Source organism: Acidovorax facilis (genome assembly GCF_023913775.1).
Lineage (GTDB): Bacteria > Pseudomonadota > Gammaproteobacteria > Burkholderiales > Burkholderiaceae_C > Acidovorax > Acidovorax facilis.
On sequence record NZ_JAMXAX010000194.1, the window covers coordinates 1 to 8,267 of the forward strand.

Annotated in this window: 11 protein-coding genes; 9 read left to right on the forward strand and 2 right to left on the reverse strand. The window is 57.2% G+C overall.

Annotation, left to right across the window (positions count from 1 at the left end):
• On the forward strand, nt 1-220 hold a 220-nt coding region (locus tag NFX52_RS28435), incomplete at its 5' end, for a hypothetical protein (protein WP_252635938.1).
• Between the two features lie 11 nt (nt 221-231).
• Here NFX52_RS28435 and NFX52_RS28440 read toward each other — a convergent pair.
• Nucleotides 232-480 carry a helix-turn-helix domain-containing protein gene (locus tag NFX52_RS28440; RefSeq protein WP_055402264.1) on the reverse strand — a complete coding sequence of 83 codons (249 nt, stop codon included), beginning with the start codon at nt 478-480 and terminating at the stop codon, nt 232-234.
• Between the two features lie 128 nt (nt 481-608).
• On the opposite strand from NFX52_RS28440, the gene NFX52_RS28445 reads away from it, so the two are divergent.
• The 8 genes from NFX52_RS28445 (at nt 609) to NFX52_RS28480 (ending at nt 6,686) form a co-directional block, all read left to right on the forward strand.
• Complete coding sequence (locus NFX52_RS28445) at nt 609-857, forward strand: hypothetical protein (protein WP_055402266.1); 249 nt, start codon at nt 609-611, stop codon at nt 855-857.
• Entirely contained in the window at nt 850-2,307 is a 1,458-nt protein-coding gene (locus NFX52_RS28450) for an Arm DNA-binding domain-containing protein (RefSeq protein WP_055402281.1), read from the forward strand. The genes NFX52_RS28445 and NFX52_RS28450 overlap by 8 nt, the downstream gene beginning before the upstream one ends.
• 265 nt (nt 2,308-2,572) lie before the next feature.
• Complete coding sequence (locus NFX52_RS28455) at nt 2,573-3,076, forward strand: hypothetical protein (protein ID WP_055402268.1); 504 nt, start codon at nt 2,573-2,575, stop codon at nt 3,074-3,076.
• Nucleotides 3,077-3,116: 40 nt separating this feature from the next.
• Nucleotides 3,117-3,503: a hypothetical protein gene (locus NFX52_RS28460; protein ID WP_238385795.1), complete on the forward strand. Its 387-nt coding sequence runs from the start codon at nt 3,117-3,119 to the stop codon at nt 3,501-3,503.
• 28 nt (nt 3,504-3,531) lie between these two features.
• Nucleotides 3,532-4,092, forward strand: coding sequence for a hypothetical protein (locus NFX52_RS28465; RefSeq protein ID WP_055402272.1), 561 nt, complete (start codon nt 3,532-3,534; stop codon nt 4,090-4,092).
• Between the two features lie 31 nt (nt 4,093-4,123).
• Nucleotides 4,124-4,378: a hypothetical protein gene (locus NFX52_RS28470; protein ID WP_055402274.1), complete on the forward strand. Its 255-nt coding sequence runs from the start codon at nt 4,124-4,126 to the stop codon at nt 4,376-4,378.
• A gap of 72 nt (nt 4,379-4,450) precedes the next feature.
• Nucleotides 4,451-6,388, forward strand: a complete 1,938-nt coding sequence (locus NFX52_RS28475) for a peptidase M41 (protein WP_055402276.1) — start codon at nt 4,451-4,453, stop codon at nt 6,386-6,388.
• Between the two features lie 139 nt (nt 6,389-6,527).
• Complete coding sequence (locus NFX52_RS28480) at nt 6,528-6,686, forward strand: hypothetical protein (RefSeq protein WP_156358878.1); 159 nt, start codon at nt 6,528-6,530, stop codon at nt 6,684-6,686.
• A gap of 274 nt (nt 6,687-6,960) precedes the next feature.
• On the opposite strand, the gene NFX52_RS28485 is transcribed toward NFX52_RS28480, so the two are convergent.
• Complete coding sequence (locus tag NFX52_RS28485) at nt 6,961-7,614, reverse strand: hypothetical protein (RefSeq protein ID WP_055402279.1); 654 nt, start codon at nt 7,612-7,614, stop codon at nt 6,961-6,963.
• Between the last annotated feature and the right edge of the window lie 653 nt (nt 7,615-8,267).

An 8,267-nucleotide genomic window follows, 5' to 3' on the forward strand; every position in this document is an offset into this window, starting at 1 on the left:
GTGGGTACGCCGCGTCGCATATCTCGGTGTCTCTGAATCTTTGAGCATGGTGTCCACGATGGTTTACGTGCACACGATCTTGCGAGATGTCGCGGGACTGTTCAAGGTGGTACGGCTGGTCGCTTACCCTGAAGCTGACCAAGCAAACTTGAGTCCCAAGTTGGGTGATCGACAGCCGCCGGGAGTGAAGATTCGGTGGGGATTGCTACAGGGCCGTTGACCAGATGCAATTCAGTCGGAGATCGAAGCGGGAGGTTCGTCGGGCCCGACATGCTCCATCAGGTCTTCAACGCGGCAAGCGAAGTACTCACAAAGCTTGTCGATCGTCTCGGTTCCTGTTCCATAACCCTTCTGGTTGAGGATCTTGGACAGGGTCATCCTGTTCAAACCGGTTGCTGCAGCTATCTCGCTGACGGTGATACGACGCGCGTCAGCGAACTGTTTTTTCTCAATCATCTCGCCTAGCTTGAACCTGATCATGGAAGTAAAAGATAGCGAATGATAAAAAATAGTGTCAAATGACTTGAAAATTGCGATTGCTTGTGTATCATCGGCATCGAGTGATAAATATTTTTATCGCTTGACATATAGATTCTACAGGAGCAACCATGAATGAGCAGACCTATCTCACTACAGATGAATTGTCGTCAAGGATCAAGTATGACGTTCGGACAATCCGAGAACGTCTCAAAGACAGCGTGCTGATGGAGGGAGTGCACTATGTGCGACCGTTCGGTGGCAGAAAGATCTTGTTTGTGTGGGAGACCATTGAACGTGACATGAAGGTCGCCTCCACCCTGTTGCCAGTTGGCATGAATGCAATTCCGATGGCCAATGGAGCAGTTCTCCATGGCTAAGGTCACAGTCAGAAATGAAACCGGCAAGTTGGTGATGGACTTCACCTATCGCAATGTTCGTTGCCGTGAGCAGACAGCATTGCCTGACACGCTGCAAAACCGAAAGCGGGTGGAGGTCGTTCTGGAAAAGATCAAGAAGGCGCTGAAGAACGGCACCTTCCAGTACCGCGACTACTTTCCTGAGAGCGCACTAGCATCGCGCTTCGATCCAGCGGCTGCAATCGACGTGGGCAAGTCGATACAGTCACCTGTCAATAGTTCTTCGCCACATTTTCAAGACTTCGCAAGCCAATGGTTCAAAGAGCACGAGATCGAATGGCGCCGCAGCCACATCCGATCCCTGCGCTCTACCCTGGACGGTCGCCTGATACCGCACTTCGGACAAAAGGTGGTCAGCAGCATCACCAAATCCGACATCCTTGCCTACCGCGCCACACTCGCCAAAGTAAAAGGTCGCGGAGACAAGGAAGGACTCTCACCCAAACGGATCAACGAGATCATTGGCACGCTTTGCCAGATCATTGACGAAGCCGCCGACCGATTCGAGTTTACGACGCCCACGACCAACATCAAGCGACTCCGAGTGCGCAAGGTCGATGTGGATCCGTTCAGCCTGCAGGATGTACAGAGCATTCTGGCGACCGTCCGTGCGGACTATCGCAACTATTTCACCGTGCGCTTTTTCACCGGAATGCGCACTGGAGAAGTCCATGGCCTCAAATGGCGCTACGTCGATTTCGAGCACCGCCTGATTCGGGTCCGGGAGACCTTCGTTCTTGGAGAGGATGAATACACCAAGACCGACGGCAGCCAGCGCGATATCCAGATGAGCCAGCCGGTAGTCGAGGCCCTCACCAAGCAGTACGAGGTGACGGGAAAACTGTCCGACTACGTGTTCTGCAACCTGATGGGCGCGCCATTGGATAACAAGAACTTCACGGACCGCATCTGGTATCCATTGCTGCGCCATCTGGACATGACTGAACGCAGGCCTTACCAGATGCGCCACACCGCGGCGACCCTGTGGCTGGCTTCCGGTGAAGCGCCCGAATGGATCGCACGCCAGCTCGGCCACACCTCTACCGAAATGCTGTTCAGGGTCTACAGCCGATACGTGCCCAACCTCACGCGCCAGGACGGTTCGGCCATGGAGCGTCTACTGGCCAGTCGGCTTGCCACCGGCAAGGTCTTGCGCATGGACGGCGCTCACCTGCAGCAAGTGGGCGATAGCAACCTATTCGCCGAAGCAGGGGGCAGCGAGCGGGCGCCCATGCCCGTGCCCAAACCCCGAGGCGTTGCGGTTGGAGCCTCAGAACGGGCCCGAACAAACCGGTCACGCACATCGCAGGACATCACCCTGCCCGAACGCCATGCGGGCGAAGACCCGCAACCCCCGCCCCCGGGCGCGATGCGTACTCACGTCAGACGGCTGAACCCGCTGCACGCCTGAGGCCGCACTAAGCCACCGTCGACACCTCCGAACCCCGCTGGCACCAAGCAGCGGTCTGGGCGGAGCTTTGTCCGACGCAGGCCCCTCGCTGTGTCATCGCCCACCTCATTCACCTTCAGTCTTTCATCGCCAGGAAACCATGAATCCCATCACTGTGCGCCGATATCCCCGAGCCCCATATTCCGAGAGCTGTTACGTGCCACCGGCACCAGCGGCTCGACAGAATAGGTCGTTGACCTCCAGAGTTGAGCAAATTCATGGAGTCGTGAACCTGCTCGATCACCTGCCAGCCTGCGCCAACAAGAGTCTGCGCCGCTTTATCGCCGATGTGTTCGACAAGGCACTTCTTGCGGCGTACTCCATACCGGCGAGGGTCGCCTGGGCGCCCGAGTGTTGCCAATCCGCAGAACATTCCCTGCTCGACTGGAGCCTTCAGATGTCCAAACGCGCCCGACGGTATCCGGCCCTGCACGCATGGGAGCGGGATGTGGCAGTCGCAGCCGCTTTGGTCGCTCCGTGTGGACTGGCGGGCTACCTGCATGACCATCCCGACCGAGACCCTGTGCTCAGCCTGAACAGCGAGGAACGCGAAGAAATTGTCGCGCGGCGCCTTGTGATCCTCGACGCCCCCTTGCGCCGCTTGCGATCACGTGATGCCGAATGCGGCAGCACGTTGGGCGCAGTGCTCGACGTCAGTGGAGACGAAGAGCTCGACCGCCAGCAAGTCGCGCGTATCACCGCCGCCATCGGCTTCATGGCAATCCTCTGACTATGCGCCCCACACGCTGAACAACTGGACCCCAACATCCATGAAACCCACATCCAATCCAATATCCAGGAACGCCTCTTCCGCTGGCTCCACCCCTACCCACTTTGTGCAGGAGCACAAGGGCCTGTGCATCCTGGCGTTGCCAGCAAGCTTTCGCAGATCGATTCCCACAAAGCGCTGGAATGAGATCCATCGTGAACTGCATGCCCAAGTGCTGGAACTCATTGAGCGCCTACCCGCAGCGGTTCACTTCGTCGAGCTGCCCCTGTGCGTAGCCCAGATCACCGGCGACATAGACCCGGCAGAGATCGGTCAGCGGTTTACTCAAGAGGACTTCATCCTCGAGCCCCGCGGGCGGACAGGAGAAACCAGCAGCCGTGCGACCCCCCGCAGGGCAGCCTCCAAGAAAGGAGCCTCCCGTGCGTAATCACCGAGCCCGACAAGGAACTCAGGACATGTTCGGAGCCCCCCAGAGTCAGCGTGCTCTGCAGGTCCAGGCTGAGCAACGTGCCCAGTTGCTCGGGCAACTACCGCTGCTTTCTAACCAGGCGCTGGTGCCATTCGTCACAACGGTTTTTGCATTGGATGAACTGGTCGCCGCATATCTCCTGCCTTTGCGTTCTGCGCCCCGAGAACTGGATGAAGGAGATCCGACTGCACTTTCGCAGTGTCTAGCTGCCATGGGGCGTGCCCGCCGTTGCAGAACCTTGGTCCTCAAATCCAGCTGGGAGCCCGTTGCCGTGGCGCTTTTGGTCAACCCCTGTGGCTACTACCTCTGCTTGCGCGAGCTCATGTTTGGACGTCACTACCTATCGACGCCTGACATGTACCAGCGGATCAGCCGTGTCAGGTCAGAGGTGCTGAGCAAGCCCCTGCAGGCGCTGTGTGAAGCCGACCCCCAGGTCGGACGTTATCTCGCCTGGATCTTGGGGTTTGGTTCCTACAAGGGGCTGGATGTCCGGCGGGCGGTCGACATGCAGCGGGCGGTGTATCGCGAGACGCTATGGATGAACTGACTCACTGGCATGGCCACGAAAGGAATCAACGATGCACTGGGTCATTCACCTGACGCTCCTGGCGTTGAGCGCCATCAACGCGTATCTCATCTTCCGCAGGGATTGGGATCCCATGGACGCCTGGCTCTTTGTGGCGGGTGCTGCGATGGCGCTACTCATCACGTTACTGCTGCATCTGCTCTTGCAGGTCAGGTCCGAGGAGCGCATCGCGCTCCTGCGCGAAGTGGCCAAGACGGCTAAAGCCGATCTGGTCGCCTTCCTGAAACTGCTTCGCTTCTGGCGTTGATAGCGATCTCCATTCCATGGCGGTCGCGCGAGCTGTGACCGCTGCAGAACCCAAACAGAAATTTCTACCACCATGAAAACAACGAACAACCAATTGCGCGCGCACATCAGTGAACGCAGCGCTCAGCTACGACACATCGCCGCAGAACTCAAGACCGAACTCTTTGGGATTGATGACATCATCGATCGCGTGATCGACACAATACGGGCGTGGTACGTCCTGCCCGACGTCATCAACCGGCCAGTCATCGTGAACCTGTGGGGGCTCACCGGTACGGGCAAGACCCAACTCATTCGCAGCCTGTCAAAGAAGCTTGGGTTCTATGACCGCCTGATCGAAGTCCAGATGGACGGCTACTCCAACGGAGGAGGGGTGTCGATCGGCTCCATGTTGTCGGACTCCGCGATCGCCGAGGGCACTCCCGGAATCCTCGTGCTCGATGAATTCCAACGATTCAGAACCGTGGACTACGATGGGCGCGAGCGCAAGGTCGAGCACTACATGGACGTGTGGGGCCTGCTCTCCGACGGGAAATTACCTCCCAACATTGGCTTCCTTGGGGAAATGGAGCGCAGGTTGGCCGAGGCTGCATATCGTGACGAACACAAGCGGCTGGGCATGAAGTCAGATGCTGACGAGGAGGATGTGGTCGTTGGACTGCTCGCGCGAACGCCCCGCAATGATCTTTCGAAGTTCGCTCTGCCGCCGTATCAGGCCCAGGACTTCAAAGCGACGTTGAAGCTCAAGGAGTCCATCATGGAGATCATGACCTGGTCTCCGCAGGACCTCCACAGTCGCCTGGTGGCCTTCATGCAAGACCCCCATGCGTGGGAGACGGATTACTCGAAACTGCTGATTTTTGTCTGTGGCAATCTCGATGAGATGTATGCAGATGCTGCCAGTCGCGTGGAGGACTGCGACACAGATGCTGATGTGTTCCATGCCATGACCCGCAAGCTTTCGCTCATTGATGTGAAGCGGGCGTTGAGTGAGCGCTTCAAGCCCGAGCAAATTGCCCGGCTTGGCAACAACCACGTTGTCTATCCCAGTCTGAACCGCTCGACCTACCAAATGCTCATCGAGGTCGCCGTGCGCGGCTACTTGCAGGAAATCGAAGCATCCAGTGGACTGCGCTTTGAAGTGACCGATGCGGTCAGGGCGCAGATCTACGCCAACTCGGTGTTTCCGACGCAAGGAACCCGCCCGGTATTCTCTTCCGTGCATGGTCTGATGAGTGCGCCACTGGTGGAGTTCACGCTGTGGGCGCTGGAGCAGGGCGCCACACCAGGCCAGGAGCTGATCATCGATGTCGACCCAGATGCCGGGCTACTGATCTCGCGATGGGGCCACCGGATTCATACCGTACCTGTAACTTTTGAGATCAGTAGGCTTCGCCAGCGCCCCGATCCAGACATGCGCGCAATTCTGGCGGTGCACGAAGCGGGGCATGGATTGATCTACGCCTTGCTGTTCAAGCAGGCACCGCTGGAGATCCGCATCAACATGGCGACCTTCTCCGGGGGCTACAACAGCTTCAATGCGCTCAAAGTCAAAACCCGCGGCAATCTGCTCGATGCAGTGTGTGTTGCCTTGGCTGGCCGGGCTGCCGAGGAAATGGTGTTTGGCAAGGACGCCCTGAGCTCAGGCAGTGAGTTCGACCTGAAGTTGGCCACACAGCAAATGGCTGCCTTCATTCGACACGCCGCGTTTGGTGAGCGCATCAGTCATGTGGATGTCAGCACGGAGGCAGGGGAGAACATCAACACGGATGTGGCCAGTACCAATCCGGAAATTGAAGCAGGGCTGCAGAAGCAGTACGAGCGTGCACAGGGATTGCTGGTTGCGAACAAGGCCATTTATTTACAGATGGTCAACGAGCTCATCAAGATGGGGCAGTTGGAGCCACAGCAGATCCGGGAATGGTTGGGACTACCGCAGCAGCAGGCGCACAAGGATGCCCTGGAGCCGTTTGAGGCGAGGCTGAGGGAGTTCGAGCGCCGGGCGGCGTGAGAGTAGCCCACGTACCGGTATAAGTGGGATGATGGCTCCACTGCGGAAGGCGCCTTGGCCCACTAGCCAAGCCTGCCTATTCGCTTACTGGTTACTGGGATTTCTTGACCTAGTGGTGGGTTCGCCCTATAAGGTCGGCATGCTCGAAGTCGTGAACCAATTCCTCGCCGATCCCATCCTGGTGGGGGTGATCCTCTTTGCGGTTTGTGTCAATGCTGGCGCGCTGGGGCTGAAGTGGGAGCGCAGGCGTGAAGCTATGGGCGACGCCGAAGCGCGCGCCAGGAGCCAGTCAGAGTAAGCGTGGGGCCTTTGGAGATAGATGAGACGGTCTTGAAGTGCCTTGCAAGCTGCAAATAGTACAGTCGTACGGGTTCTCCATCAGGTGTTGACCAAAGAAGAGCTTTACGCTCTGAGGAACCAAAGCAGGCAGAGGCGATGCATCCCCTTGGACTGCTGCTCAGACCCGTCCGGCGACACCGCCTTGACCCACTTCTACAGGCTGTGCGCTGAGACGCCCTTGGTTCGTACGCCCAGTCCATGCGTCATTGGGTTGCAGTCCAGTCCAGTTCAGTTCAAGCATCGGCTGCCCCGTATAGCTTCACGCCAGCTGACCAACCAAGTAGCGCCATACCTACCTTGAGGCCGAAAATGGTCAATCCTTCCTCAATGCGCTCCATCGCTAAGACGTTGAAGCCACGGATTCGCATGAGAGCAGTGGGCGACATCTGCACCAGGTCACCCAATCGATGGACACCGGCCGCGACAAGCAAGGCAATAACCGGGTCAGTGAGCTCATAAATCTCCGAGATTGGCCTGAAAAGGATAGGGTCCAGCAGTGCTTCTGGTGCATACTTTCGTCGCAAAACCTCTTGGGAAACGACGCGGCCACTGCTGAATGTGAGCGTGACCTGATTCTCAAACAAGTGGATGAAATCGGGCGACTGTACGATACGGCCATTCTGGATAGCCATGGTTCCGCAGAACCAGTCCGCAAAAACCGGAGCGGAGCACCCTGGGAAGACCATCGCCAAGCCTCGTTCGCTTGAGTTATACGTCGTTCCAGCCAGCGCGACCAGAAACAGCTTGTCGGCAACTATCGACCAAGTTGCGTCATAACCTCTTTGGTTTGCTGTTGAGCCTGCCATGAATTTCGGGAGCCCAGGAAGGCTATAGAGCGGCTCTGCATAGGTCCAATACTCGGAGCCATCCAAGTAGACCGTATCCATCGATATGGCTGTTTGGTCGTCATGGCACCTCCTATTGGGCCTCAGGTTTGAGGCTTGAAGGTGTCTAGTTCAGCCGGGGCGATTCACTCTACATCGAGCAGCTCTGGCGCGAAAACCCCACCTCGAGCTAGAATTGAACCAATCGTCGGCCGTTTGTCGACCAGAACGCGTGCAAATGGCGATCATTCAAGGACAGGGGAACCCTGTTTTATCCACAGTCGCAGCTTTCTACGGCCCGACTTTATATTTGATTGGCTAGTAGCTCATAACTGCCAGCCGTCTCAAACGGGGAAATTTCCCCTCATAAATTAGCCGACGAGTTAGGCTCGACGCGCTACTTAAAATTGTTTGTTGCTGGAAACGCGGCAATCATCATTTAGAAGAACATTTTGGCGAAACGTCGCCACTAATGTCTCTTTTTTTCAAACGGTTCGTCTACCGCTTAATTTCATCGACAGCATTTAGCTGTTCCGATGCTTTCCTGCTGGCTGCGCACTTCGCGTGGCCAGTCAAATTGCCTATCCAAAGTAAGCGGCCAGCCATGGCATCTTGAAACAATGGCGTACTCGTAGGAGCCTCGTGTCCACCTCAACTCTAGGTGGACACGTGAACACTACTCCTGAACAAAGCGGCGAAGGTCGTCGGCGCCGACG

What these genes read in the sequence shown, in the direction of transcription:
- NFX52_RS28440 (WP_055402264.1), bottom strand. Translation starts at nt 480, where the DNA reads ATGATCAGGTTCAAGCTAGGCGAGATGATTGAGAAAAAACAGTTCGCT.
- NFX52_RS28445 (WP_055402266.1), top strand. Translation starts at nt 609, where the DNA reads ATGAATGAGCAGACCTATCTCACTACAGATGAATTGTCGTCAAGGATC.
- NFX52_RS28450 (WP_055402281.1), top strand. Translation starts at nt 850, where the DNA reads ATGGCTAAGGTCACAGTCAGAAATGAAACCGGCAAGTTGGTGATGGAC.
- NFX52_RS28460 (WP_238385795.1), top strand. Translation starts at nt 3,117, where the DNA reads ATGAAACCCACATCCAATCCAATATCCAGGAACGCCTCTTCCGCTGGC.
- NFX52_RS28465 (WP_055402272.1), top strand. Translation starts at nt 3,532, where the DNA reads ATGTTCGGAGCCCCCCAGAGTCAGCGTGCTCTGCAGGTCCAGGCTGAG.
- NFX52_RS28470 (WP_055402274.1), top strand. Translation starts at nt 4,124, where the DNA reads ATGCACTGGGTCATTCACCTGACGCTCCTGGCGTTGAGCGCCATCAAC.
- NFX52_RS28475 (WP_055402276.1), top strand. Translation starts at nt 4,451, where the DNA reads ATGAAAACAACGAACAACCAATTGCGCGCGCACATCAGTGAACGCAGC.
- NFX52_RS28480 (WP_156358878.1), top strand. Translation starts at nt 6,528, where the DNA reads ATGCTCGAAGTCGTGAACCAATTCCTCGCCGATCCCATCCTGGTGGGG.
- NFX52_RS28485 (WP_055402279.1), bottom strand. Translation starts at nt 7,614, where the DNA reads ATGGATACGGTCTACTTGGATGGCTCCGAGTATTGGACCTATGCAGAG.